This is a genomic window from Phenylobacterium montanum (assembly GCF_018135625.1).
In the GTDB taxonomy this organism is placed as follows: Bacteria; Pseudomonadota; Alphaproteobacteria; order Caulobacterales; family Caulobacteraceae; genus Poindextera; species Poindextera montana.
Window position 1 is genome coordinate 2,347,343 of record NZ_CP073078.1, and the last position, 22,988, is coordinate 2,370,330.

General features: G+C 65.3%; 21 protein-coding genes and 3 pseudogenes. 16 read left to right on the forward strand and 8 right to left on the reverse strand.

Annotation, left to right across the window (positions count from 1 at the left end; all coding sequences use genetic code 11):
- Positions 1-134 precede the first annotated feature (134 nt).
- Both KCG34_RS10505 and KCG34_RS10510 read right to left on the reverse strand, forming a co-directional pair.
- Positions 135-587, reverse strand: a complete 453-nt coding sequence (locus tag KCG34_RS10505) for a response regulator (protein ID WP_211940304.1) — start codon at positions 585-587, stop codon at positions 135-137.
- Between the two features lie 112 nt (positions 588-699).
- A complete protein-coding gene (locus tag KCG34_RS10510) occupies positions 700-2,160 on the reverse strand; it encodes an aldehyde dehydrogenase family protein (RefSeq protein ID WP_211940305.1) in 1,461 nt (486 codons plus the stop codon).
- A gap of 194 nt (positions 2,161-2,354) precedes the next feature.
- On the opposite strand from KCG34_RS10510, the gene KCG34_RS10515 reads away from it, so the two are divergent.
- The 6 genes from KCG34_RS10515 to KCG34_RS10540 all read left to right on the forward strand — a co-directional run bounded on the left by KCG34_RS10515 (position 2,355) and on the right by KCG34_RS10540 (position 8,081).
- Entirely contained in the window at positions 2,355-3,209 is an 855-nt protein-coding gene (locus tag KCG34_RS10515; RefSeq protein WP_211940306.1) for a fumarylacetoacetate hydrolase family protein, read from the forward strand.
- A 24-nt stretch (positions 3,210-3,233) separates the two neighbouring features.
- Complete coding sequence (locus KCG34_RS10520) at positions 3,234-4,001, forward strand: IclR family transcriptional regulator (RefSeq protein ID WP_211940307.1); 768 nt, start codon at positions 3,234-3,236, stop codon at positions 3,999-4,001.
- 25 nt (positions 4,002-4,026) lie between these two features.
- On the forward strand, positions 4,027-4,797 hold the full coding sequence (locus tag KCG34_RS10525; protein WP_211940308.1) for an SDR family NAD(P)-dependent oxidoreductase: 771 nt from the start codon (positions 4,027-4,029) through the stop codon (positions 4,795-4,797).
- 1 nt (position 4,798) lies between these two features.
- Positions 4,799-5,557 carry a glucose 1-dehydrogenase gene (locus KCG34_RS10530; RefSeq protein WP_211940309.1) on the forward strand — a complete coding sequence of 253 codons (759 nt, stop codon included), beginning with the start codon at positions 4,799-4,801 and terminating at the stop codon, positions 5,555-5,557.
- Positions 5,558-5,574: 17 nt separating this feature from the next.
- Positions 5,575-6,417 (forward strand): VOC family protein, encoded by an 843-nt coding sequence (locus tag KCG34_RS10535; RefSeq protein WP_211940310.1) that lies wholly within the window; start codon positions 5,575-5,577, stop codon positions 6,415-6,417.
- Between the two features lie 80 nt (positions 6,418-6,497).
- A complete protein-coding gene (locus tag KCG34_RS10540) occupies positions 6,498-8,081 on the forward strand; it encodes a bifunctional 3-(3-hydroxy-phenyl)propionate/3-hydroxycinnamic acid hydroxylase (protein ID WP_376788219.1) in 1,584 nt (527 codons plus the stop codon).
- A 17-nt stretch (positions 8,082-8,098) separates the two neighbouring features.
- On the opposite strand, the gene KCG34_RS10545 is transcribed toward KCG34_RS10540, so the two are convergent.
- The 4 genes from KCG34_RS10545 to KCG34_RS26140 all read right to left on the reverse strand — a co-directional run bounded on the left by KCG34_RS10545 (position 8,099) and on the right by KCG34_RS26140 (position 11,355).
- Positions 8,099-8,653: a VOC family protein gene (locus KCG34_RS10545; protein ID WP_211940312.1), complete on the reverse strand. Its 555-nt coding sequence runs from the start codon at positions 8,651-8,653 to the stop codon at positions 8,099-8,101.
- Entirely contained in the window at positions 8,646-10,337 is a 1,692-nt protein-coding gene (locus tag KCG34_RS10550) for a thiamine pyrophosphate-binding protein (RefSeq protein WP_367576028.1), read from the reverse strand. The genes KCG34_RS10545 and KCG34_RS10550 overlap by 8 nt, the downstream gene beginning before the upstream one ends.
- A 126-nt stretch (positions 10,338-10,463) precedes the next feature.
- The gene (locus KCG34_RS10555) at positions 10,464-11,141 is read right to left on the reverse strand and encodes a fumarylacetoacetate hydrolase family protein (RefSeq protein ID WP_211940314.1); all 678 of its coding nucleotides are present in this window, start codon (positions 11,139-11,141) and stop codon (positions 10,464-10,466) included.
- Positions 11,059-11,355 carry an Rv2993c-like domain-containing protein gene (locus KCG34_RS26140; RefSeq protein ID WP_211940315.1) on the reverse strand — a complete coding sequence of 99 codons (297 nt, stop codon included), beginning with the start codon at positions 11,353-11,355 and terminating at the stop codon, positions 11,059-11,061. Before KCG34_RS26140 ends, KCG34_RS10555 begins: the two co-directional genes overlap by 83 nt.
- Before the next feature lie 118 nt (positions 11,356-11,473).
- On the opposite strand from KCG34_RS26140, the gene KCG34_RS10565 reads away from it, so the two are divergent.
- From KCG34_RS10565 to KCG34_RS25845, 10 genes and pseudogenes are all read left to right on the forward strand, one after another.
- Positions 11,474-12,130: a TetR/AcrR family transcriptional regulator gene (locus KCG34_RS10565; protein ID WP_211940316.1), complete on the forward strand. Its 657-nt coding sequence runs from the start codon at positions 11,474-11,476 to the stop codon at positions 12,128-12,130.
- Positions 12,131-12,256: 126 nt separating this feature from the next.
- On the forward strand, positions 12,257-12,787 hold the full coding sequence (locus KCG34_RS10570) for an FAD-dependent monooxygenase (protein ID WP_249138296.1): 531 nt from the start codon (positions 12,257-12,259) through the stop codon (positions 12,785-12,787).
- A gap of 53 nt (positions 12,788-12,840) precedes the next feature.
- The gene (locus KCG34_RS10575) at positions 12,841-15,135 is read left to right on the forward strand and encodes a TonB-dependent receptor (protein WP_211940318.1); all 2,295 of its coding nucleotides are present in this window, start codon (positions 12,841-12,843) and stop codon (positions 15,133-15,135) included.
- Positions 15,136-15,274: 139 nt separating this feature from the next.
- Complete coding sequence (locus KCG34_RS10580) at positions 15,275-15,619, forward strand: acetoacetate decarboxylase family protein (protein ID WP_249138330.1); 345 nt, start codon at positions 15,275-15,277, stop codon at positions 15,617-15,619.
- Between the two features lie 496 nt (positions 15,620-16,115).
- Positions 16,116-16,973 carry a VOC family protein gene (locus tag KCG34_RS10585; protein ID WP_211940320.1) on the forward strand — a complete coding sequence of 286 codons (858 nt, stop codon included), beginning with the start codon at positions 16,116-16,118 and terminating at the stop codon, positions 16,971-16,973.
- Positions 16,974-17,002: 29 nt separating this feature from the next.
- Positions 17,003-17,851 (forward strand): fumarylacetoacetate hydrolase family protein, encoded by an 849-nt coding sequence (locus KCG34_RS10590; protein WP_211940321.1) that lies wholly within the window; start codon positions 17,003-17,005, stop codon positions 17,849-17,851.
- 343 nt (positions 17,852-18,194) lie between these two features.
- A pseudogene (locus tag KCG34_RS26010) lies at positions 18,195-18,857 on the forward strand (aldehyde dehydrogenase family protein).
- Positions 18,847-19,548: pseudogene (locus KCG34_RS26015) on the forward strand (aldehyde dehydrogenase family protein). Before KCG34_RS26010 ends, KCG34_RS26015 begins: the two co-directional pseudogenes overlap by 11 nt.
- Before the next feature lie 196 nt (positions 19,549-19,744).
- Positions 19,745-20,299 carry a riboflavin kinase gene (locus tag KCG34_RS10600; protein ID WP_211940322.1) on the forward strand — a complete coding sequence of 185 codons (555 nt, stop codon included), beginning with the start codon at positions 19,745-19,747 and terminating at the stop codon, positions 20,297-20,299.
- Between the two features lie 165 nt (positions 20,300-20,464).
- A pseudogene (locus KCG34_RS25845) lies at positions 20,465-21,083 on the forward strand (transposase); the annotation flags it as partial.
- Between the two features lie 375 nt (positions 21,084-21,458).
- Here the strand turns inward: KCG34_RS25845 and KCG34_RS10615 are convergent.
- Positions 21,459-21,881 carry a GlcG/HbpS family heme-binding protein gene (locus KCG34_RS10615; protein WP_211940324.1) on the reverse strand — a complete coding sequence of 141 codons (423 nt, stop codon included), beginning with the start codon at positions 21,879-21,881 and terminating at the stop codon, positions 21,459-21,461.
- A gap of 180 nt (positions 21,882-22,061) precedes the next feature.
- A complete protein-coding gene (locus KCG34_RS10620) occupies positions 22,062-22,769 on the reverse strand; it encodes a MerR family transcriptional regulator (RefSeq protein WP_211940325.1) in 708 nt (235 codons plus the stop codon).
- Positions 22,770-22,988 lie beyond the last annotated feature (219 nt).

The following is a 22,988-nucleotide window of genomic DNA, read 5'->3' on the forward strand; positions in this document are numbered from 1 at the left end:
CTTCTTTAACGCCGCGCCGCAGCGAGTCATATTCTTCACAGGCATCATCATCCCCCTGATTTTCTTGGACTAATGGTTTAAGGCCGGATCGGCCGGACAGTCCGGGCGCGATCCGGACCGGCTAGTGGTCAAAATCACACTGAGTCCGCCGCGGCGAAGCCGACGGCCATGGCTGGTGCTGGCTGAGGCTTAGGCTCACGCGATCCCGCCGCTAGCCTTCTTTCCACGGCGAACAAACGACGGAGCGCCTCCACGATTTCGGGAGGCCCAACTGGCTTACGGAGGAATTCCGACCGCTCAACGCCCTCAGATCGAAAGCGCGCCTCCGCCGTTCCAGAGATGTAAACAACATGCAGATGGGGGTTGGCGGCCCGGGCTCTGCGTGCGATCTCAAAGCCGTCGGGGCCTATTCCTAAATCGATGTCCGTCACCAGGGCTGACCATCCCGTGGCTCTGTCCACTGCGTCCAACGCAGCGGCGGCGCAGTCGACGCCGACGACATCGAATCCACTATCCTTCAAGGTTTCGCAGTTGGCGAAGTTTAGAATGAGATCATCGTCAACAATTAGGACACCGAAAGGCCTCATGACGCCTATTCTCCGTCTATGATCAAAATCAAGACCTCAAGTTCGTCGTAAGCGGTGGCTTGCTTTCGCCGGCAATGGCTCCTAGTGGGTTCTGCCGGTTAGATTCTCACCACTAGAATGGGTAGGCGACCTGCGCCCCGCCCAGGGTGGTCCACTGCCATTCGGTGAACTCGTCCCATGCGGTCAGGCTGCCAAAGCGCGAGCCGTTGCCCGACTGCTTCATGCCGCCCATGGGTATTTCGGCGCGGTCGTTGACCGTCTGGTCGTTGACGTGGACCTGGCCCGCCCGGAGACGCCGCGCCATGCGCAAACCGCGATCCAAGGAGCCGGTCTGGACGGCCGCGGCGAGGCCATATTCGGTGTCATTGGCTATGGCGACCGCATGATCGTCGTCCTCGGCGATCACCACGACCGCCACCGGCCCGAAGATCTCTTCCTGATAGGCGCGCATATCCGGGCGCACGCCAGCCAGGACCGTCGGCCGATAGAAGCGGCCTTCCGGAGCCCCGCCGGCGACAACGGTGGCCCCGGCGGCGGCGGCCTCGCGGATGATGTTGTCGATCTTGTGGAGCTGCCGCTCGTTGATGATCGGGCCGATCGCGGTCTGCGGATCGAGGGGATCGCCCAGCTTCAGCCGCCGAGCCCGCGCCGCGAGCCGCTCGACATAGGCGTCCGCCACCGACCGCAGCACCACATGGCGTCCGGCGGCCATGCAGATCTGGCCTTGATGGAAGAACGAAGCGAACGCTCCGGCCGAGGCGGCCAGGTCCAGGTCGCAATCATCCAGAATGATCAGGGGGCTTTTGCCGCCAAGTTCGAGCGCAACCTTCTTCAAGGCCCGCCCGCCGAGTTCGCCCACGCGTCGGCCCACCGCGGTCGATCCGGTGAACGTAACCATGCGAACCGCCGGCGCAGCCAACAGCGCCTCGCCGACCTCGGCGCCGCCCGGCAGAACGCTCAGGACGCCCGGAGGCAGGCCGGCCGTTTCGAAGATCCGCGCCAACAAAACTCCGCCCGTGACGGGTGTGTGCGGATCGGGCTTGAGCACCACGGCGTTGCCGAGCGCCAGAGCGGGCGCGACCGAACGCATGGCCAGCAGGAGCGGAAAATTCCAGGGTGTGATGACGCCGACCACGCCCAGCGGCGTACGCTGCGCCATGCTGAGCCGATCGCCATCGGGAGACGGAAGCACTACGCCAGGCGGCTCCAGAGCCACTGCCGCCGAATGACGGAGCTCCTGTCCGGCGCCCTGGAGTTCGAACTGACATTTGGCGACCACGCCGCCGGTCTCGCGCCCCAGCCAGGAAAGGATCTCAGGCGCATTCTGCCGCAGCGAGTCCGCCGCGGCGTGCAGGATCTCGCCCCGCCGATCCGCTGACCAGGTCCCCCAATCCGCCTGGGCCTGGGCGGCGTGCTCGGCGACGGACGCGACCCGTTCGGCGGGCGCGACGCCTATGTCGCCGAGCCCCCGGCCGGAGGCCGGCTCAGTGACCGCCAGGACAGTCGGCGATTTGCGCCATTCACCGTCGAAATAGCAGCCGGACCAGCGCTCGCCCTGCAAAAGGTCGCCCATGCGCCCTCCCCCTTTCGGTAAGCGGACTCTCCCGGCCGCTCCTCGTCGTTAGTCGCAGAAATCTGGATTATCGTCAACCTATTTTTTCAATTTTCCTAGAATACGCTATTTTTGTCGTTTTTGGTTTGACCCAGATCGCAGGCCTGCTACTCAATAGGCTCAACCCACCAGCATCACGGGTGACGGGGAGCTGAATGCGTCTGGCCAGTTTCAAATACGGAAGCACATCCAGTTGGGGCTTGGTCGCCGAGACGCATGCGCTCGATGTCGGGACTGTGTTGGCGAACCGCTTTGCAGACCTGCGGGCGATGATCGCCGGCCGCGGCTATGATGACGTCGCCGCCGCCGCGCCGTCGGCGCGACACATCCCCCTGGCCGAAATCGCCTGGCGCCCTCCCGTGCCCAATCCCGACAAGATCATCTGCGTCGGATTGAACTACGAGGATCACCGCCGCGAGACGGGCCGCCCAGAGGCGAAGCATCCCGCGATATTCGTCAGGTTCTCAAACAGCCAGATCGGCCACCTGACCCCCATCACTCGTCCGCATGTGTCGGAAAATCTGGACTATGAGGGCGAACTGGCGGTCGTGATCGGCGAAGCTGGGCGATATATCCCCGCAGATCGCGCCATGCGTCACGTGGCCGGGTATGCCTGCTATAACGACGCCACCGTGCGAGACTGGCAATTCCACACGCATCAGTTCACGCCGGGCAAGAACTTCCCGGGCACGGGCGCCTTCGGCCCCGTCTTGGTGACCCCGGATGAACTCGGCGACCTCGACGAACTCAGATTGACCACCAAGGTCAACGGCGTCATCAAGCAGGATGCGCGCCTTGGCGAGATGATTTTTCCGATCGCCGAGCTGATTTCCTATTGTTCCAGCTTTACGCAGCTGGAGCCGGGCGACGTAATCCTGACCGGCACGCCTGGCGGCGTCGGAGCCAAACGCCAGCCGCCGTCGTACCTCATGCCGGGAGACGTCGTCGAGATCGAGATTTCCAAAGTCGGCGTGTTGACGAATCCTATCGTCGCAGAGGCGGAGGCCTGATCCCAGATGTCTGCCCCGGAGAAAATGCTGGCCGTGCTTGGGCTGTTCTCGATCGAGCGGCCCGTGTGGACCGCGGAAGAAGCCGCCGACGTGCTGAGCGTCTCGCTCAGCAGCGCCTATCGATACTTCGCCCTGCTGGGCGAAGCCGGTCTGGTGACCACCATCGCCACAGGGCGCTACACCCTGGGTCCCAGCATCAGCCAGTGGGACCGGCAGATCCAACTGACGGACCCGCTGCTGACCGCGGCCAGGCCGGTGATGCAGGATCTGGTCGGCTACGCCCCGCCTGGCTCTGCGGTGTTGCTCTGCCGCTATTTCGGCGATCGAGTGCTCTGCGTCTTCAACGTGTTCAGCGAAGGCCCGCAATCGCTCGTAAGCTATGAGCGGGGCCGGCCGATGCCCTTGTTCCGCGGAGCGACCTCGAAAGCGATCCTGGCCAATCTTCCGCACCGTGCATTGCGGCGGCTGCAGGAGGAACATGCCGGCGAAATCGCCGCGGCGGGCCTCGGCGAGGATTGGCCGACCTTCCGCACGAACCTGGCCGCCCTGCGCAAGGCCGGCGCCGTCGTCACCCGTCAGGAGGTTGACCGCGACCGCGTCGGGATCGCCGCGCCCATCCTCAAGGACGATCGCCACGCGCTGGGAAGCCTCAGCTTTGTCGTGCGAGACAGCACCACCGACGCCTCCCAGATCCGCCGCCTCAGCGCCATAGTGATTGCGGCCGCCGGCGACATCGAAGCGGCGCTGCGCAACCCTGAACAAGCGCAGTCGCCCGCCGCGGCGCGAGCCTGAACACAATAAGCAACGGGAGGGCTAGGTGCGGTTGCTTGCGGAAAAAATCGTGTTCGTGACCGGCGGATCTAGCGGGATCGGCAGGGCCATCTGCCTGGCGGCCGCGCAGGCCGGCGCCCGCCTGGTGATCAATGCCGACCTCCGCGAAAGCCCGCGGGAAGGCGGCGCCTCGACGCACGAACTGGTGCGGCAGGCCGGCGCCGACGCGCTCTTTGCCGAGGTGGACGTGAGCAACCGCCGCTCGGTCGAGGCGGCGCTCGGCCAGGCCGAGGCGGCTGGCGGGGCGGACGTGGTGGTGTGCAACGCCGGCGTCGCGCTGGTCGAAGACCTGCTCGCCCTGTCGGAGGATGCCTATCGCCGGATTGTGGCTGTCAATATCGACGGCGCCTTCTTCACCGCGCAGGCGGGCGCTCGCCAGATGGTCCGGCTCGGCAAGGCCGGCAGCATCATCCTGATGTCCAGCATGGGCGGCATACGCGGCGCAGCGGCGACGCCGGTCTATTCCTCGACCAAGGCGGCGCTTCGCCTGATGGCGGCCTCGATGGCCGACGCCCTGGGTCCGCAAGCCATACGCGTCAACGCCATTTGCCCCGGCGTGATCGACACGGAACTGGCGAGCATTCAGGGCCCGAACTTCAGGGAGGCGATGGCGGGCATGGTGCAGCGCACGCCATTGCGCCGCAGCGGCATGCCCAGCGAGATCGCCGACGTCGCCGTGTGGCTGGCTTCGGATCGCGCCAGCTTCGTCAGCGGCGCCTCGATCCCGGTCGACGGCGGCTTGAGCGCGGTGCTTTGACATGGCGGGACAGTTTGAAGGCAAGGTGGTTCTGGTCACCGGCGGCGGACGGGGCATCGGCCGGGCCGCCGCCCTGCTGTTCGCGGCCGAAGGCGGCCGGGTGGTGGTTTCGGATATCGACGAAGCTGCGGCAAACGACACCGTGGACCTGATCCGCAGACGGCAAGCCGAGGGCCTTGCGATCGCATGCGATGTTTCGGACGCCGACAGCTGCGCCAGGCTCGTCTCGGGCTCGCTCGAGCATTACGGCCGCCTGGACGTCGCGTTCAACAACGCCGGCGTCGCCGATCGACCGAGTCTGGCGGCCGAGGTCAGCGAGGCCGAATGGGGCCGGGTGCTGCGGATCAACCTGACCGGGGTCTTCCTGTCGATGAAGCACGAAATCCCCGCCCTGCTGCAGAGCGGCGGCGGCGCCATCGTCAACACGGCCTCGGTCGCGGGTCTCGTGGGCGCGCCCTTGGCCGCCGCCTATTGCGCGGCCAAGCACGGCGTGATCGGTCTGACCCGGGCGGCGGCGCTGGACTACATCGGTCAGGGCATCCGCATCAACGCGCTCTGCCCCGGCGCCACCGACACCGACATGTTGCGCAACGTCACCGCCGACCCGGCTGTGAAACAGCACATCCTCGGCACCGTCCCCATCAAGCGCGTGGCCTCAGCTGAAGAAATCGCCAGGACGGCCGTGTTTCTGGCGTCAGACGCCTCCAGCTACCTCGTCGGCCAAGCCTTGGCCGTGGACGGCGGCGTCACGGTCCAATGATGAAGGCCAATGATCCCATGCCCCATCTGCTGCGCCACGTCCGCCTCGACCACATTGCGCTCACCTCCCCTGATCCCGAGGCCCTGGCGATGTTCTACGGGCGCGCCCTGGACATGGCGGTGGAGCGCAGAGGCGGCGAATTCCTGGCCTTTGGCCCCGATCGGAAAGTCGTGTTCAAGGCTGGGGCCGCCGGCGACGCGGCGTATTCGGCCTATGCGTTTCCTGACGCCCAATCCCTCGGCGTCTATAGAGCCACAATCGAAGACAGGGGAGTCGAGACGCTGGCCTCGCCCAGCTCCCAGTTTGGTGCGGACGCCTTCGCCGTGGCCGATCCAGACGGCGCGGTCATCGTGTTCGGGGCCAGACAGCAAGCCTCCCGGTACCTGCGCCAATCCGGCCGCCTGCGCGGGCGACTGCAGCACTTCGTCACCGCCACGACGGCGATCGATCCTGTCGCCACCTTCTATCGCGACAGCCTGGGCTTCATCGTGTCCGACGAGGTCCGCGACGATGAGGGCGGCCTGCGCTCCATCTTCCTGCGCACGGACGCCGAGCATCACAGCCGCGCCATCTTCCTGTCACGGCGCACCGGGCTTGACCACCACTGCTACGAGGCCGGCGACTGGGCGCTGCTGCGCGACTGGGGCGACCGGATGGCCGACGCCCAGACGCCCCTGCACTGGGGACCCGGACGGCACGGACCGGGCCACAACCTGTTCTTCATGGTCCGCGATCCGGACGGCAACTGGATCGAAGTGTCCGCCGAACTCGACCTCATGCAAGAGGGCGCCCCAGCCGGCGTCTGGCGGCATGAGGCCCGGACGCTCAATTCCTGGGGCCAGGCGTTCCTGCGGTCCTGATCGCGCCGCCCTGCCCCATCATCGACAGACACCAAGGACTGGTCGTGAGTTCGCTGCCCGCGGATACCCATTTTCCGATCGTGATCGTCGGAGCCGGCCCGACCGGCCTGACGCTGGCGAACCTGCTCGGCCGGTACGGCGCCACTGCTGCACTGGTCGAGCGCAACGCCACAACGGTGCAGCAGCCCCGCGCGGTCTCCATCGATGATGAGGCCATGCGGATCATGCAGGCCGCCGGCTTGGCCGAAGCGGTCCAGGCTGAGGTCGCGTCCGGCTACGGGTCCCATTACCTGTCCGCCCGCGGCCGCTGCTTTGCGGCGGTCGAACCGACCTCGACAGAATACGGCTTCGAAAAGCGCAACGCATTCCACCAGCCGATGCTGGAAGCCACCCTGCGCCACGGGCTGACGCGTTTCGGCGCCGTGACCCCGCTCTTCGAGCACAACGTCATCGACGTCGGCCAGGACGGCGACCGCGCCTGGATCCAAGTCACGGGTCCGGATGGATCGAGCTCCCGGATCTTGTGCGACTACCTGGTGGCCTGCGACGGCGGCAGCAGCTTCATCCGCAAACAGCTCGGCATCGAATTGGTGGGCCTGTCCTATGCCGAGCGCTGGCTGATCATCGACATCGCCGGCACGCGCAACCGTTTCCGCCATACCCAGGTGTTTTGCGATCCCAGACGTCCGGGGATCTCGCTTCCAGGTCCTGGGGGCACGCGCCGCTTCGAACTCATGATCAAGGCCGGCGAAGACGAACAGGCCTTGCTCCAGCCCTCCAGCGTCGCCGCGCTGCTGGCCGCCTATGGTGAACCGGACCCGATCATCAAGCGTGTGCAACCCTATACCTTCCATGCCAGGGTCGCCGAGCGCTGGCGCGAGGGCCGCATATTCCTGGCGGGCGACGCCGCCCACCTGACGCCGCCCTTCGCCGGCCAGGGGATGAACAGCGGCTTGCGCGATGCGCAGAACCTGGCGTGGAAACTCGCCATGGTGACCAAGGGCGAACTCCCGGCTGAGTTGCTCGACACCTATGTGTCGGAAAGGCCGGACCATGCGCGCGACCTGATCCAGCTGGCCGTGTGGATGGGACGAGTGATGGCCCCCAGGTCGTGGCTGCACGCCAAATCCATGGAATGGGGCTTCCGCCTGCTCGGTCTGTTTCCGGCGGCCAAGGCCTATATCGCGGAGATGCGCTACAAGCCCAAGCATCACTTCCATGCGGGTTTCATCCGGCCGGACGGGCGTCCGAAAGAGATTTCCCTGGTCGGGCGGCTGCTGCCGCAGCCGCTCGTCGAGCGCCCCGACCGCAGCCGCGTCCGGCTAGATGAGATATTGGGTCCTGGCTTCGCCCTGGTCGCCTATGACGCCGATCCTGAACGGGTATTCGGGACGCTGGATCTCGCCGCCATCGAGGCTTGCGGCGTCAATCCAGTCGGCCTTACCCCCTGCGGCTATAACCCCAGCCAAGGCGACCTCGTCTGCGTCCGCAATACGCAGCAGCACGGTTCTGCGCTGGCCCCTTACCAGGGATGGCTGCTGCTGGTTCGCCCTGACCGCACCGTAGCGGCCGCCTGCCGCGCCGACCAGGCGGGCCGCCTCCACGAAATGCTGAAAGACCTGCTCGGCGAGCGGACGCCGGCGGCGACCGCGATCGCCGCCTGAGCCGTCGGGACGATCGCTCAGGCCGGTTTGAGCTCCATCAGCGAGCGCACGGGATCAGCGCCATCCCAGCCGCACGCGGCGCTATGCATGACGGCGAATTGGGCTTCGAGTGCGGCGTTCGCCTCCAGCAATTCGATCATGCCCGGAAGCGCGCCGAACGTGTCGAAATAGGCGACGCGCCCTCCGGAAGGGACCCGGGCGGTGAACGCCAGCTCGTAGCCTCGGTCGCTCATGGCGGCCATGGCCTGTTCCATGTCGCGGGCGGCTAGGCCGAAATGGTGAAAGCCATAGCCGGTGCGATCGAGCATTTCGCGATAGACTGAAGGCTCCTTATCGCAGGGTTGGATTAGCTCGATCTGCATGTGCCCGGCGAAACCCAGCGCGATGTCGCAGACCGCGGTGGCGGGCGCCCCCCGGTACATCGGCTCCTCGCCGGCGAAGCGCGAAACGGTGAACCAGGGGCCGACGCCGAGATCCGCCGTCCAGCGGGCCATGGCCTCGGCCAGGTTCGGCACAACGTAGCCCATCTGGATCACGCCATCGTCCGGCTGGCCGAACAACAGGTCAGGCATCGGCGTCCTCCGCGGCAAAAGGCTCACCGCCCATGATCACGCGCTCCTCGGGCGGGATGGGATCGATCGCGACCATGACCTCGATACAGGCCGGCCGGTCGCGCGACAGGGCTTGGCTCAAGGCCTCATCCAAGGCTTCGGCGGTCTCGACGCGGTAGTGGTCGGCGCCGAAGGCGGCGGCGGCCTGGGCGTAGCTGCCGTTCTCGAGGCGCGTATTGGTGATGCGGTTCGGTCCGACGGCGAACTGCTGGAAATGAAGCGTAGCGCCCCAACTCTGGTTGTTCATTACGACCACCACCAGGGGTATCCCATGGCGAACGGCAGTGTCGAATTCGGCGAGGCTGTAACCCACAGCACCGTCGCCGGTGACGAGAATCGTCCGCTGACCGCGTCGGCCCGCCGCCCATTGCGCGCCCAGGGCCACGCCAAAGCCCACGCCCATAGAGCCCAGATAGCCGTGACACAAGAAACCAGCCGGCTTGGCCTTGGATATCACCTCGCTGAACCAGAGATAGGTCAGCGCGCCGTCCGCTACGACCACCGTCTTAGGGCCTATGTGGCGGCCCACCGCGGCGGAGGCGGTGTAGGGGTGCAACCGGCCTGTGGTGGTCGCGGCGGCCGCGACCCGTCTGGCCCGTTCGGCGATGTGTTCCTGAACCCTTGTTCGCCAGCCGTCCCAGTTCGGCCAGCTTCGCAGGGGCGCCGCCTCGGCAAGCGCGTCCAGCGTCGCCCCAACGTCTGCCGCCACGCCCTGGGCGATCGCCTGCAGTCGCCCCAGTTCCCGCGCATCGGGATCGACCTGGATGATCTCCGCATCGTGCGGGAGCAAGGCGCCCGATCCGTGCGCGGTGTTCAGGCCGAAGCGCACGCCTAGCATGAGCACGGCGTCGGGCCGCAGTCCGTGCAATCCCTGGACAAGCCCGCCATTCATGGAGTCCGGCAGCCCCGATAGCAGGTGCAGGGCCTCGTAGTCGGCGAAGGCGGGAATCCCGCTGGCCGAGGTGAAGCGCTCGAGAGAAATAGCCGCCGACGAACGGCTGGCCTCGGACCCCAGAACCACGACAGGCCGCTGGGCCTTGCCCAGCTGGTCCATTGCGGCGTCAAGGTCACGGCGCGCGGGCCCGGCGCCAAGGCTCAGCTGCTCGATGCCGGGCAGATTCAAGTCGCCGACTTCGACCATCTCGGTCAGCACGTCCCACGGAATGTCGAGCAGGACCGGCCCGCGCGGCGGCGTCAGCGCCACCCGGATCGCCTGGGCCACCAGGCGCGGGAGGTGGTCGGCCTGCAACACGCGATGCGCCCACTTGGTCACGGGCTTCGCCATGGCGATCTGGTCGATCCCGGCCTGCAGGGTGTTGGTCTCGTCGTCGCGGCGTGGCCCGGACCCGGCGATGTAGAGCACCGGCGTGCGGTCCAGCCAGGCGTTGGCGATCGAAGTCAGTCCGTTGGTGAACCCCCCGCCGGCCGTGAGCAGGGCGACGCCCAGCCCGCCTGAGACCCTGGCGAGACCCTCGGCGGCATGGCCCGCCGCCGCCTCGTGGCGCGTGTCGATCACAGGGCGCCGGTGGTCCAGCAGAGCTTGGAACAGAGTATCGATGTGGGCGCCGTGGAGTCCGAAAACGGCGTCAGCCCCAGCCGCCATGAGGGTTCGGACAACGAGTTCGCCTCCTGTCACCGACGCCATACCCAACCTCTCCCCCTGCCTACTCGGAATTTTAAATTACCCCATATAGACAATTTCTCCATATATGTTTTATCCATTTTATCTTATTTTGCGAAAAATGATAAAATCCTATGGAGTGGCGCTGACTTAATTCTGGGCTACGACGAAGCGATTTTCGATGTATCCCAGCCCCGTCACGGCGACTCTCACGACGTCGCCCGGCTTCATGAACGTGCCAGTCGCGATCCCCACGTGGGCGGGCGTACCGGTCGCGAGAATATCGCCCGGCTCTAAGGTCATCACGGTCGATAGGTATTCGATCTGCGTCCAGATGTCGTAGATCATGTCGCCGGTGGAGGTTCTCTGCCGCACCTCGCCATTCAGCAGCAAGGTCAGTTCCAGGTCGTGCGGATCGCTCACCTCGTCGTCCGTGGTGATCCAGGGTCCGATGGGGCCGTGGGTGTCGAAGGACTTGCCGAGCGTGAAGGTCGGGGAGCGGAACTGCCAGTCCCGGGCGGTGACGTCATTGCAGACCAGATATCCGGCCACGACACTGCGCGCCTCGGCGCGCGACACATGCCGGCAGCGGCGGCCGATCACCACACCGAGTTCGGCCTCGTAGTCCACCTGCTGTGACACGGCGGGGATCTCGACGTCGCCGTAGGGGCCGTTGATGCAGCTGACCTGCTTGTTGAACCAGAGCTGGCTGGTGGGCCTGGGAAGGCCAGCGGCGGCGGCCTCGTCAGCGTGGGCCTTGTAGTTTATGCCAATAGCCAGGAATTTCTGAGGATCGCTGATCGGCGCCTCCAGCCTGACCTCGCTCAAGGGGTAGAGCGCGCCGCGCGCCGCGCGCCGCTTCTAGTTCGCTTCGCCGCGCAGGCAACTGCTCCAGCAGCGCGCGCATGGAAGCGCCGACATCCGGTAGGTGGGAGAGATCCACCACGGCGTCGCCCTCGAGCCTGCCGTTGCGGGTCCCGCCGTTTCGGGTGAAGCGAACAAGCCTCATGAATTCCTCATCCTTTTGTCGCTCGCCGCCCATGGGCGGCGCTCCAGCCAGGTCCTGTCCGGCTCGCGGAAATCGCCGACTTGACTAAGTCGTCCAAACCTGACTGACTAGTCAAGCGCGCACTTGAATGGCGAACAACCAGGACCTAGGGATGAACGAACGCGTATTGAGGCCACCCCCCTCCGCGCCCGGAAACCGCCAGCGCCAGAGGACGCACACCGCGCTCCTGGCCGCAGGCCAGAGACTGTTCGCCGAACGCCCGGTCGAGGGCGTGACGATCGACGACATCGTCGATGCGGCCGAGGTCGGGAAAGGCAGTTTTTACAATCACTTCCCGGACAAGAGCGCCTTCGCCAAGGCGATCTTCGAGCTTGTCCAGGGCGATGTGGAATTCCATATCTATTCGGCCAACCAGGAAATCGCCGATCCGCCGTCACGCATCGCCCGCGCCCTGTGCGTGGTGATGCGCTACGCGCTGGATCACCCGGATCGCGTTCAGACCATGCTCAACCTCGCTGAGCGGCACACCGACCCGGAAGCGCCGCTGAACGCCGGGGTCAGCGACGACGTCCGCCGCGGCATGGACTTGGGCCGACTGGGCGCGATCGGGATCGAGGCGGGGGTCCTGGTCGTCCTGGGTCTGACCATGGTCAGCGTCCAGCACATCATGTCGGGGGAAGCCTCGGGCTCGGCTCGCGATCTGGCCGCCGCCATGGCCGCGGCGGCGCTGCGGGCGCTCGGCCTGGACGTCGCCGAAGCCGCCGCCATCGGGCGCGACGCCGCTGACGGCGTGCTCGGAGGCCGTTGAGATGAGTCTCGTCAGGATTCGCGGCGTGGCCTATGGGCGCTTTTCCGCGCCGGAGCTCGACGAGATGCGGCGGTTGCTGGCCTCGCCGGCCAAGGCATGTGCGCCGGCATCCGGGACGCGGCGAACTTGGCCTGGAAATTCGCGGCGGTGATCGGTGGGGCCGACCCCCGATTGCTGGACAGCTACCAGCAGGAACGCGAACCCCACGTGCGCGCCGTGATCGAAACGGCCATCGCCATGGGCCGGGTGGTGTGCATGCTCGACGAGACGGCCGCCCGGGAGCGCGACCACGAGATGGTCGCCCGCAAGCAACGCGGCGAACAGGATCTGTCCGTGGCCTATCCCGGCCTTAAAGGCTGGCGTTCTGGCCATGGCCCGGCTGCGGGCAGGCTCCTGCCGCAGCCGGTCGCCCAGGGACGGCGGCTCGATGACGAACTGGGCCTCGGGGCTGCCCTGATCGGGCGCGACCTGCCCGATGCTGCGAGCGTCCGCCGGCTTGATCTGGACGAGTCGGTTCTGGCGCCGTTGGCGCCGCCCCGGGCGCGCTGGCTAGGTGAGGTCGATGCGCAGGCGGTGCTGGTGCAGCCAGACCGCTACGTTTTCGGAACCGGCCCCCCGGAGGCTCTGCTCGACAGGTGGCGCATGGCGGTGAGGTAGCTGGAGCCACGATCAATTCAATCAAGAAGCGGACGTTCATAGGGGGTCCAGAAATGACGAGATATCTGGCTGGCACGAGCATGCTCGCGCTGGCGACGGCCACGCTTTGCTCAAGCGCCGCAGCTCAAACCCAAGGCGCCGCAGCTCCGCCGCCGGCGGGGACCGGCATTGGGGAAGTAGTCGTCACGGCCCAGCGGCGCTCGGAGTCGCTGCAAAAGGCCGCCCTGCCGGTGACCGCCCTCACAGGCCAGGCTCTGGAGCGCGCCGGCGTGACCCAGCCGCAGGATCTGTCCAATCTGGTTCCGGCGCTCAAGCTCAACGCCGTGGGCGCCGGCGGCGCCCAGGTAACCATCCGCGGCGTCGGCAATTTTCCGGGCAATCCCTACGCGGAGCCAGCCGTCGCGATGAACCTGGACGGCGTCTATCTCGCGCGCAGTTCCGCCCCGGACGGGCTTTTCTACGATCTTGACCGCGTGGAGGTGCTGAAAGGCCCGCAGGGCACGCTGTACGGCCGCAACGCGACGGCGGGCGCGATCAACATCGTCACCAAAAAGCCGGTGGATCGCTACGCCGCCTCGGGGTCGCTGGAGCTGGGCGACTACAACCTGCGACGGGGCGTGCTGGCGCTCAATGCGCCGCTTTCGGACCAGATCGCGGTGCGCGTCTCCGGGACCATCGTTCGCCGCGACGGATATCTGACCGACGGCTACAGCGACGATCAAAGCGAGGCCGGCCGCATCCAGTTGAAATACACGCCGAGCGAACGGCTGTCGGTGCTGCTGGCCGCCGACTACGAACACCTGGGCGGCAAGGGACCCGGGCTCGTCCCCGCGCCGTTCCTGCAACCCTCCAATCCCTTCACGGGGCCGACGCAGAGTGGCGTAAACGCCATCCTTCGGGGCGCCTCCCTGGCCATCTCCGGCGGGACCAATCCGAGCCTGCTGCCCGCGATCGGCGACGACGGCTTCGTGCGCAATCACAACTGGGGCGTTTCCGCCACCGTCTCCTATGCCTTCGACGGCGCCGACATCACTGTGATCCCGGCGTTCCGCAACGATCAGGACACCTACAAGCACTACGGCGCCGGCTTTCCCGTCTCGTCAGACGAGAACGCCAAGGACAGTTCGCTGGAACTGCGCCTGGCGTCGCACGATCAGCATGCGCCGCTCAAATGGCTCCTGGGCGGATATTTCTTCAATGAAGACCTGCGCTTCAATCTCCTGGCCGACCAAGGCGTGGCGTTCAACAGCACCCAGCCGGATCTGCATACCCGCAGCTATTCGGCGTTCGGCCAGGTCACCTATTCCCTCACGAGCGCCCTGCGCCTGACGGGCGGCCTGCGCTATACCCAGGAAGACAAGAGCCAAAGCGGCCGCAATGGCGGACCCCCGCCGACCGCGCCGGCGGAGTACCCGGGCGGACCGTCCGCCTTCTATGCGGCCGTGTGTCAGCCTTACGTCCCCGCCACCGGCGCGTGCTACGCCCCGCTGACGGGCAAGCTTGATCAGGACAAGCTGACCTGGAAGGCGGGCGTCGAATACGATCTGACGGCCCACTCGCTGCTCTATGCCAACGTCGCGACGGGATTCAAGGCGGGCGGCTTCTTCGGCTCCCTGCCGCCCAACACCTATCGGCCTGAGACCCTGACCGCCTATACCGTCGGCTCAAAGAACCGGTTTTTCAACAATACGCTCCAGGTCAATGGCGAGGCGTTTTACTGGGGCTATGACAACCAGCAGGTCACCCACCTCGGACCGATCCGGCCAGGCGGCTTCAACCTGATCACCGAAAACGCCGGTCGGGCGGAGATCTACGGCGTCGAGGCCGATCTGGTCTGGGAGCCGACCACCCGCGACAGCATCTCGGTCGATGTCCAACAGCTGAACGCCCACTACACCGCCTTCACCTACACCCAAACCACCGCCACCGGCCCAGCGCAGACCGACTGTCCGTTCACGGCCGTATCGGGCCAGGCGGCGGTGGTCGTGAATTGTTCGGGGCGCACCCTGCCGCAATCGCCGAGGTGGACAGCGAATCTTTCGTATCGGCACACCTTCTTCCTGGCTGACGGCGACAAGCTCGAAGCCATGATCGGAACACGACTGGAAAGCCGATACTACGTCGGTGAGGAATACCTGCCTGGCGAATTGCAGGACGCCTATTCTTCGTCGAACGCCAGCCTGACCTGGCGCTCATCGGACGGCCACTACTGGGTGACCGCCTATATCGACAACATGGAAGACGCGGCGGTGAAGACCACATCGTTCGTCCAACCCGTCCTCGGCATCGCCTTCGTCGGCCTTCGGCCGCCCCGGACCTTCGGGGCCCGGCTGGGCTTCGACTTCTGATTTCTGAAACGGCTCTGGAGACAAGGACTATGACCATTGAATTTCAGCCTGGCGCTCGTTACCGGATGCCCGCCGTGTTCGGCCCTGCCCCCGCCAAAAGCCCGGCGGCAGGATGTGGACCGCCGAAGAGACTGGCGTGATGAACGCCGAGTGGCTGGCGGTGCGCTACCTGACCGATCTGGCCAAGCTGGAGCGGTTGCTGCCGCCTGGGTTTTCGTTGCGAGGCGAGCCTGTGGTCTCGGTTTCCTGCGCGTGGTTCAAGAACCTCTACTGGCTGGCTGGAGGCGGCTGCGGCGTCGTCGCGGTCGACTTCCCGGTCAGCAATCGCGGCAAGACCGAAACTCTCGACGGCTTGTTCTGTCCGGTCCTGTGGGAGGGCGCACCCGACGCCATCACAACGGACCGTGAGAACTTGCTTTTCGCCAATATTCCGGAGATCGAGTGGAACCGTTGGGCTGGAACGGCCTCCTGTGAAACCGCTTAGTTCGACCATCGGTTCTTCGAGATCGAACGGTCCGACCGCACCGAAGACCACGGCGAAAAGACATTGCCCGGGGCTCGCGGCGGGGCAGCCATGGACTACAATTTCCCGCAGGCCACCCGGTTGCGATCAGGCTCTCCTCGATGCGCGTGGCAACCCGGCACGCTCCCTTTTCCATACCCGCCCTTCGTTCGCCGACGACGTCGCCAAGAATTGCTGTCGTCGTTCGCCCTCCGCGCCGGGGGAGCATGTAGGAGGTGCGTTCAGGCTTAAGGGGAAGGCAAGCGGCTCTCGCCATGTCAGAAAAATGCTAATATATTCTTATTTTGACAATAGATGCCTATTGTAGGATTGATGCGTGTCCGTGAACCGAAGCTTCCTTGTGGGTCGCCCGCCCGTCGAAGGGGTGCGCTGTCCAAAGGGGAAGAAGGGACACTTTAACGCCAACAATTTGGAATTGACGCCGCGGCCTTGGTCGCCGCCCTGAAGGCCATGTGAAATGCCCGAAGAACGAAAGACGCCCGCGCTCCGCGCCACCCTGCATCATCTGGCGCTGTGTTCCCCGGAGCCTGCGGCCCTGGCCGACTTCTATGGCAGGGCGCTCGGGCTGCAGATCGAGGCTCGGCAAGACGGCTGGTTCGGTCAAGCGAAGGACCGTCGCCTGTTTTTCCTCCCCGGCCCGTCCAAGACGCTCAGCTTCGCCGCCTTCGCGGTTGACGACGCGGCGGACCTCGCAGCGCTAAGAATGCGCGTTGCGGACGCGGGCCTCCAGACTGAGCTCTCGCCCACCGACCTGTTCGAAGACGCCCTTTGCGTGAGGGATCCGGACGGAAACCGCTTCGTCTTCGGAACACCGGGCAAGTCGCCTGACGCCCTGCAGGCCCCGGGGGCGGCGGCGCGCGAGGCCCGGCTGCAGCACGTCGTCTTCGCTAGCCGGGACTCCGCGAGGCTGGCGCAGTACTATCAAGGCGTCTTCGGCTTTGAGCTTTCTGATGTGGTGGTGGACCAAGAGGGCGGCGTGCGCACGTCCTTCCTGCGTTGCAGCCATGAACACCACAGCCTTGCGGTCTTCCAGGCGTCTGGAAATCGCCTCGATCATCACTGCTATGAGGCCGGCGACTGGGGCCTGATCCGCGACTGGGGCGACCACATGGCGCAGGAACGGATCCCCCTCACTTGGGGCCCTGGGCGGCATGGGCCAGGCAACAACCTCTTCATATTCGTGCACGACCGCGACGGGAACTGGATTGAGATATCGGCTGAGCTGGAGATCGTGCAGCCAGACCGTTCCGTGGGGGCCTGGCCGCATGAAGAGCGCACCTTGAACAGTTGGGGCCAAGGCCTGCTACGCAGTTAGCTGCTAGCCTCTATAATAGGAACACCGTTATGAAATATGCGAGCTTTGAGGCTGCGGGACTCTCATCATGGGGACTCGTCGAGGGCGAGGACATCGTCGATGTCGGCGAGATCCTTCGCGATCATGTAGCGGATCTCAAGGACCTGATCGCCCAGGAAGCCTACGGACAAGCTCTTAGGGCCAGGGCGAGCGCCGCACGGCGGCCCCTTTCTACGGTCACGCTGCGACCGGTCGTGTCCAAACCTGCCAAGATCTTCTGCGTGGGGCACAACTACGAGACCCATCGGCAGGAAACAGGTCGCGCCATGGTCGGACATCCGTCCATCTTCCTGCGGTTCGCCGACACCCTCACTGCCCATGGCGCGCCCATCCTCCGCCCGAAAGAGTCCGCCAGCCTCGACTATGAAGGGGAACTTGCGGTGATCATCGGCCAGGGCGGTCGCCGGATTTCCGAGGCCGACGCCCTGCGGCACGTGGCCGGCTTCACCTGCGCCAATGACGCTTCGGTGCGCGACTGGCAATGGCACACCCAGCAGTTCACGCCAGGGAAGAACTTCCCCGGCACGGCGCCGCTCGGCCCGTGGATGATCACACCGGATGAGATCGCCGATCTGCAGGCCGTGACCGTGACGACCAGCCTCAATGGCGAGGTCATGCAGCATGCCAGCGTGGCGGACATGATCTTCCCGATCCCGGTGATCATCGCGTATCTCTCCACCTTCACTTCGCTCTCTCCCGGTGACGTGATCTTGACCGGCACGCCTGGAGGCGTCGGCGCCAAACGTAAACCGCCGGTATGGATGAAGCCTGGCGATATCGTCGAGGTGGGCATTGCGGGGGTTGGGCGGCTGGTCAACTTTGTGTGTGACGAAGCCTGACCCTAGGATCTGCGCTTTCTCAAACGCGGCCGCAAGGCAGCCCAGTCCTCCTCGGCCCGCCAATTCAGCCCTCTGATTTACCAAGGCCCATTGGCGTCCTCTCCACCGGAAATTCGCGACAGCGTCGATCCCGAGCGTGTGAGCGGGGTCGAGCGCGATCACCGCTTCGCATCAGAGGTTTTCGCATCGGGGCCCACGCATAGGCCTGATCCGATTGGAGAGAACGATGAGCATCGCCGTCAGTCTCCTGGCTTCCGAAACATGGTCCGAATAGTCGTTCGATGGCGCTTGGCGTCCCACCGAGACGACAATCTCGGTTCGTGAGCCCGCCACGGGCGACGAACTGGGACACGTGGGTCTTTCCGTTCCCGCATCCCTCGCCGCCATCGCCGAAAACGCCATGAACGCCCAGTCGATGTGGGCCCAAACGCCAGCCGAAGAGCGCGCCGCCATCATGCGCCGGGCAGCCGAACTTTTCGAGCAAGAGCGTGGTGCGCTCTTGAGCATGATCGTGCGGGAGACGGGCGGCGTGCATGGCAAGGCCGAAACCGAGTTGGCTGGCACGATCGGCGAATTGGTCCATTCCGACGCGTTGCTCATTGCGCCGGAAGGCCAGATGCTGCCCCATCCTAACCCCTCCAAACTAAGCCTTGCCTGACGCGTGCCGCTCGGCCTCGTCGGCGTCATCACCCCGTGGAACTTTCCGTTGCTGCTGGCCATGCGATCCATTGCACCCGCACTCGCACAGGGGAACGCCGTGATCCTAAAACCTGACCCGCAGACCCCGATCGTCGGAGGCGCCGTCATCGCGCGCATCTTCGAGAAGGCCGGCCTGCCCGCCCGGCTTTTCAGCGTCGTCAACGGCGCCGCCGAGGTCGGCGAGGCTTTGGTCGTCCTGCCCGAGATCAGGCTCATCACCTTTACCGGTTCCACCGCGGTCTGCCGCCGTGTCGGCGAGCTCGCCGGGCGGAACCCCAAGAAGGTTGGCCTCGAAATTGGGCGGTAAGAGCCCCTTCATTGCCCTGGAAGACGCCGATCTTGAAGCCGCGGCTTCGGCGGGCGCCTGGGGCTCGTTCCTGCATAAGGATCAGATCTGCATGGCCAGCGGCCGACACATCGTTCTCCGCAAGGTGCTCGACGATTACCTGGAAATCCCCAGCCGAAAGGCGCAGCAGCTGAAGGTTGGCGATCCCTATCGAGAAAAGGATGTGGATATCAGTCCGATCATAGACGCCAAGCAGCTAGCTCGCGTCGATGGAATTGTGTGCAGCTCCGTGGCGGCCGGCCAGCGTGATCACGGGCGGGACCTTCGAGGGTTCCTTCTATCGACCCACCGTGCTCAGCAATGAAACCCCCAAGTTCCCGCCTATCACCTGGAGATTTTCGGCCCGGTTGCGCCTGTGGTGGCGGCGGAAGATGAGGAAGACGCCATCCGTATCGCCAACGACACTGAATATGGGCTCTCCAGCGCCATACAGACCGGCTCGCTTGAGCGAGGCCTGAGGATCGCCCGCCGCATTAAGGCCGGCATGGTGCATATCAACGACCAGACGATCTCCGATTTGCCCGGCGTTCCCTTCGGCGGGATGGGGCAGTCGCGAAATGGCTCGCGCTTCGGCCGCACCTCAAACTGGGAAGAGTTTATCCAGTGGCAGTGGATGACCGCCAGCGCGGAACCGGCGCGGCATCCGTTCTGACCCGTTGGGTTAGCCATAAAAAAAGCAAGCGACGGGGCCGCCCGCCGGAACCCGACAGGCGGCCTTCGCCTGTGGCGCCATTCGGCATATCAAGCGCTGCGCCGGCCCCATCGGTTTACGCCATCAATTTTCATATATTGACATATTTGGTATTTTTTTGATATCCAGAGGGTGATGTTGCTGGAGGACCGTGTGCATGCCTGCATCGATAGCGCGTAGGCGCCCATCTTCCGGCAGGGAGCCCGCGGGCCTTGCAATATTCCCCGCAAGAGAGACGCCCGATCAGTGCGTTGATCTGTCGGGTTTTGTCCACAGCAGCGATGAGAGACCGGCCGGAGTCGGCTCGAGGCAAGATTCTCGGCACAACTCGACTTTCGAAGGCGTCGTTATTCACGGGGAGAAGATTGGACGAACAATCGGATTTCCCACGGCTAATATCGCCTTGCAAGGCGCCTGTCCGGCGCAAGGCATCTACGCTGCGCGTGTAGAGCTACAAGATGGTCGTACCTATCTTAGCGTCGCCTACTATGGTAACCGCCCTACTCTCGACGGTCGCGGAAAATTCTTAGAGGTATTCCTGTTTAATTTCTGCGAGGACATCTACGGCGACCGCTTACGCGTCGAATTGGTGCGCCACATTCGCGGGGACAAGAAATTCAATTCGATTGATGAAATGGCCATTCAGATCGAATCCGACTGTGATCGTGCGTTACAAATCCTAGGCGGCGTGGACGAATTTGATCAAGCATAGGCCGGCGGCGAAGCTGGCGATTGATCTGAAGTTGGCGGCGGTCTTTTCGGAACCGACCTGTTAAGGCGGCCGGGCCGAAATCGGTCCGTCCTGTCCCCGTTCAGGTTGCCTGGTCGCATGGCTGGCGACCAACGCCGTCGCGGTGACGACTAAATTTGAATCAGGATCGAGCGCACCCAGGACCGCTTCGGCCTATGGCCTGAGCGGCTGGCGGCCGACGCGCCTACGGGTTGGCCGAGAACCTGGCCTGGCTGGTCCATGACCGCGGGATCGAGCCGCACATTCCGGTCTTCGATAAATCGCCGCGGCGGGATGAGCCCCATGAGCGGGCCGACTTCTCGTTCGACCACAATGCCGACGCCTACATCTGCCCGGCCGGCAAGCAGCTGCGCCAGCGCCAGAAGGCCTATCGCACGCCACGCCCCTTGGTCGATGAAAACGGCATGCTGCGCTACCGCGCCAGTAAGCTCGACTGAGACCCTGCGCGCTGAAGCCGCGGTGCTACCCGAACGCACCCGCCCGCACGATTCTGCGCTCCATCCAGAAGGGCGCCCGCGACATGGTGCGCGACATCGCCGGAACCGACGCCTACGTCATCTCATGTCGCGAGCAGAAGAAGGTCGAAATGTTGTTCGCGCACCTCAAACGCATCCTGAGGCTCGATCGGCTGCGCCTGCGAGGCCCAACGGCGCCAGAGACAAGTTCCTCCTCGCGGCCACGCGGCCCAAACCTCCGCAAGCTCGCCAAGCTGATCCAGCCGATACCCCAGGCTACGACCGCCTGAGAGGTGACGGGCCGTCCGCAACAGTCCGGCCAACGCCATCCGCTCCGCCGCCAGCCGACTTCTTCAACACAATCCGCCATCAGCCTCCGTTCGGGCTGGCGCGGATTTCGGACATTACACGCGCCGGTGGACGCCGAAATAGTCGCGCGCCAGAGCTTCAGACGGGTCATCCAACGGCGCTGCTTCGCCCTGAGTCATGTCAAAAAACAGGTCGCGACGAGAGCCGCAGCTACAGTGAACTGAAGTGCGCTCTAAATTTCGGCCTTCTGGCGGCCGGCCAAAACGCTTGCCCAATCCGCTGCGAACGAACCCGCGCCTGGGACGGCTGACGTCGCGGATCTCCGGCAATGGGCAGCTTAAACTCAAAATCGATACTCACGCCCCTGAAGAACGCGGGTGCTCAACGGCCGAGAACGCGGCAAGCCCGGCGTTTGCGATTTCATCATCGATGTCCGTCGCGGCGCCCGAAACGCCGATCGCGCCGGCGCAGTCGCCGTCGACGATCACGGAAACCCCTCCCGCGAGGGCCAGCGCCTCGCCGGATTGCAAGCTTCCTTGCTTCGCTAAGAGTTCGAGCGCCCGGGTCGGCACGCCGAGCATTGAAGCTGTCTTTGCTTTACGGATCGCGAGATCGACCGTGTGCGCCCGCGCGCCGTCCAGGCGTTGGAAGTGGATTAGGGCGCCTGAATCATCGACGACTGCGATGGCCACGCGTGCGCCGAGCCGCTTCGCAGTCCGCCGGCATCCCGCGGCCATGGCCTCGGCTTCGGCGAGTTCCAGTGAGGATTTGGTCCGCATCGCAGTTCTCCCGAACGGCGCCGCGGCGCCATGACGCCGCCTCTGCGGCCCATGACGTCCAATTGTATCATACTTGGCCGTTCGCGAGAAAGTCGTTATATGCGACTTGACGCGCGGCCCGGTCCCGCGCTTACAAACAATGTGGAGGAGGTCGTCGGACGTCACCGTCTCGAACCGGCGTCAGTCCCGACACTGTAACCGTTCCTTGGCCTCGTGCAGGCGGCCGAGATAGACGAGTTCGGGCTCGCCGATCGGCAGGTTTGGACCAAGGTCGGGATCGGAGGCGGCGGCCGTCCAGGCGGCGCTGCACCTTTCGACGATCTCGGGATCGCCGCCCGCCGAGGCGTGGGCCGCCGCCACCCATCGGCGGAACAGGCGCTGAGCCTCGGCCGACGCCGGATCGGCGTCGGCGGCGCACAACGCCTTCAACTCGGCGATCAGCGCGGCCCAGAGGCCGAGGCTGCGGGTTTCGACCACCTTCCACTGGGCGTCGTCCAGATGCGCCGCGTAGAAGGCGTTCAGGCGCTCGTGCCAACGCGGCCCCTTCGGCGGGGCTCGCGCCGCGAGGGCGGCGATGTCCTCCGGACGCGGCGCCTTGCCTCCTCGCATCGCCGCTCGCGCGGCGTCCACCAAGGCGATCGCCCGATCGAGCCTGCGCCGCTCTTCGCACAGCTCGGCATGGTGGTCTTCCAGCGCCGCCCAGAGCGGCTCGGCCGGCCCCGTAAGGAGCTGGGCGATCTGAGCGAGCGTCAGACCGAGCGCCTTCAGAGCGACGATCTGTCGGACCTGGCCGAGCTCCGCAGGTCCATAGACCCGATAGCCGTTGAGCGCGCGGCGAGGCCGCACCATTCCGCGCCGTTCATAGACCTTCAACGCCTTGATGCTCACACCGAGCTCGCGCGCGGCTTCGGCGGGGCTCAGATTCGGGCCCTCTTCAGTTGGGCCATTGACCTGGCCCCTGGGGACAGGAGGCATTGGACGGGCTCTTCCAAATGGAGGGGCAGATGAAGACGTTCCGAGCCTTGTTCTTAGCCTGTGTTGTCGCGTCCGTGCAGCCGGCGTTCGCGGCCGACCTGTCTCCCGGCCGTTGGCCGGCAGCGGAGCGGG

Excerpts from the sequence above, each read along its gene's own strand:
- KCG34_RS10505 (WP_211940304.1), bottom strand. The coding sequence starts at position 587 with ATGAGGCCTTTCGGTGTCCTAATTGTTGACGATGATCTCATTCTAAAC.
- KCG34_RS10510 (WP_211940305.1), bottom strand. The coding sequence starts at position 2,160 with ATGGGCGACCTTTTGCAGGGCGAGCGCTGGTCCGGCTGCTATTTCGAC.
- KCG34_RS10515 (WP_211940306.1), top strand. The coding sequence starts at position 2,355 with ATGCGTCTGGCCAGTTTCAAATACGGAAGCACATCCAGTTGGGGCTTG.
- KCG34_RS10520 (WP_211940307.1), top strand. The coding sequence starts at position 3,234 with ATGCTGGCCGTGCTTGGGCTGTTCTCGATCGAGCGGCCCGTGTGGACC.
- KCG34_RS10530 (WP_211940309.1), top strand. The coding sequence starts at position 4,799 with ATGGCGGGACAGTTTGAAGGCAAGGTGGTTCTGGTCACCGGCGGCGGA.
- KCG34_RS10535 (WP_211940310.1), top strand. The coding sequence starts at position 5,575 with ATGCCCCATCTGCTGCGCCACGTCCGCCTCGACCACATTGCGCTCACC.
- KCG34_RS10545 (WP_211940312.1), bottom strand. The coding sequence starts at position 8,653 with ATGCCTGACCTGTTGTTCGGCCAGCCGGACGATGGCGTGATCCAGATG.
- KCG34_RS10550 (WP_367576028.1), bottom strand. The coding sequence starts at position 10,337 with ATGGCGTCGGTGACAGGAGGCGAACTCGTTGTCCGAACCCTCATGGCG.
- KCG34_RS26140 (WP_211940315.1), bottom strand. The coding sequence starts at position 11,355 with ATGGGCGGCGAGCGACAAAAGGATGAGGAATTCATGAGGCTTGTTCGC.
- KCG34_RS10565 (WP_211940316.1), top strand. The coding sequence starts at position 11,474 with ATGAACGAACGCGTATTGAGGCCACCCCCCTCCGCGCCCGGAAACCGC.
- KCG34_RS10575 (WP_211940318.1), top strand. The coding sequence starts at position 12,841 with ATGACGAGATATCTGGCTGGCACGAGCATGCTCGCGCTGGCGACGGCC.
- KCG34_RS10580 (WP_249138330.1), top strand. The coding sequence starts at position 15,275 with ATGAACGCCGAGTGGCTGGCGGTGCGCTACCTGACCGATCTGGCCAAG.
- KCG34_RS10585 (WP_211940320.1), top strand. The coding sequence starts at position 16,116 with ATGCCCGAAGAACGAAAGACGCCCGCGCTCCGCGCCACCCTGCATCAT.
- KCG34_RS10590 (WP_211940321.1), top strand. The coding sequence starts at position 17,003 with ATGAAATATGCGAGCTTTGAGGCTGCGGGACTCTCATCATGGGGACTC.
- KCG34_RS10600 (WP_211940322.1), top strand. The coding sequence starts at position 19,745 with ATGCCTGCATCGATAGCGCGTAGGCGCCCATCTTCCGGCAGGGAGCCC.
- KCG34_RS10615 (WP_211940324.1), bottom strand. The coding sequence starts at position 21,881 with ATGCGGACCAAATCCTCACTGGAACTCGCCGAAGCCGAGGCCATGGCC.